Below are 1547 nucleotides of genomic sequence, written 5' to 3'. Positions count from 1 at the left end.
TTGCAGGGCGGCAAGCTGCGCACCATGGGGTCTACCACCTACAAAGAGTTTCGCCAGCATTTCGAGAAGGACCGAGCCCTGTCGCGCCGGTTCCAGAAGATCGATGTGAACGAGCCTTCGGTTGAAGACAGTGTCAAGATCCTGCGCGGTCTGAAGCCATACTTCGAAAAACATCACGACATCAAATACACCGCTGATGCGATCAAAACCGCGGTCGAGCTGTCGGCGCGTTACATCAACGACCGCAAGCTGCCCGACAAGGCCATCGATGTGATCGACGAGGCCGGCGCGGCGCAGCATCTGGTCGCGGAAAGCAAGCGGCGCAAAACCATTGGTGTCAAAGAGATCGAGGCGGTTGTCGCCAAGATCGCGCGTATTCCGCCGAAGAACGTCACCAAGGATGATGCGTTGGTGCTGAAAGACCTCGAAGCATCGCTGAAACGGGTGGTGTTTGGTCAGGATCTGGCCATCGAGGCGCTGTCCAGCGCGATCAAACTAGCCCGTGCCGGTCTGCGCGAACCTGAAAAACCCATCGGCAACTATCTGTTCGCCGGTCCGACGGGGGTTGGTAAGACCGAGGTGGCGAAACAGCTTGCGGATACGCTGGGTGTAGAATTGCTGCGTTTCGATATGTCGGAATACATGGAGAAACACGCGGTCAGCCGTCTGATCGGCGCACCTCCGGGCTATGTCGGGTTCGATCAGGGGGGCCTGCTGACAGACGGTGTCGACCAGCATCCACATTGTGTGTTGCTGCTGGACGAGATTGAAAAGGCGCACCCGGACGTGTTCAACATCCTGTTGCAGGTGATGGACCATGGCGAGCTGACCGACCATAACGGCCGTACAGTGAACTTCCGCAACGTGGTGCTGATCATGACCTCGAATGCGGGGGCGCAAGAGCAGGCCAAGGCCGCGATCGGGTTCGGTCGTGACCGTCGCGAGGGCGAAGACACCGCCGCGATTGAACGCATGTTCACGCCGGAATTCCGCAACCGTCTGGATGCCGTCATCTCGTTCGCACCGCTGCCGAAAGAGGTCATTTTGCAGGTGGTCGAGAAATTCGTCCTGCAACTGGAAGCGCAGCTGCTGGACCGTGGTGTGACAATCGATCTGACACCCAAAGCCGCCGAATGGCTGGCGGATAAAGGCTATGACGACAAGATGGGTGCGCGCCCGCTGGGCCGTGTCATTCAGGAACACATCAAGAAACCGCTGGCCGAAGAACTGCTGTTTGGCAAGCTGGCAAAAGGTGGTGTGGTCCGTGTCTCGGTCAAGAAGGGTGATCTGGATCTTGAGATCCTTGGCCCGGATCAACCGCGTATTTCGGGTGACAAGCCCCCGCTTCTGACGGCGGATTGATCTGAGGATTGAAACCTTATCGAACGCCCGTCAACCCGTGTTGGCGGGCGTTTTTTCTTATGCCAGCTTATTCAGAAGGAGAGCGGAGATGCGCAAGATCGGGGTGCTTATATTTCCAGGATTCGAGTTGCTGGATGTCTTTGGGCCGATGGAGATGTTCGGCCTTCTTGCAGATGACTTTGAAC

The 1547-nt window shown here is 57.3% G+C and carries 1 protein-coding gene; it reads left to right on the top strand.

The window, feature by feature from the left end; all coding sequences use genetic code 11:
• The coding region (locus AC2FND_RS20245; protein ID WP_496771491.1) for an AAA family ATPase at positions 1 to 1362 on the top strand (1362 nt) is incomplete at its 5' end.
• Positions 1363 to 1547 lie beyond the last annotated feature (185 nt).

This window comes from Ruegeria sp. BHSB056, from assembly GCF_059613305.1.
Note: the sequence above shows the minus strand (reverse complement) of the source record. Positions and strands in the feature narration are given on the sequence as shown.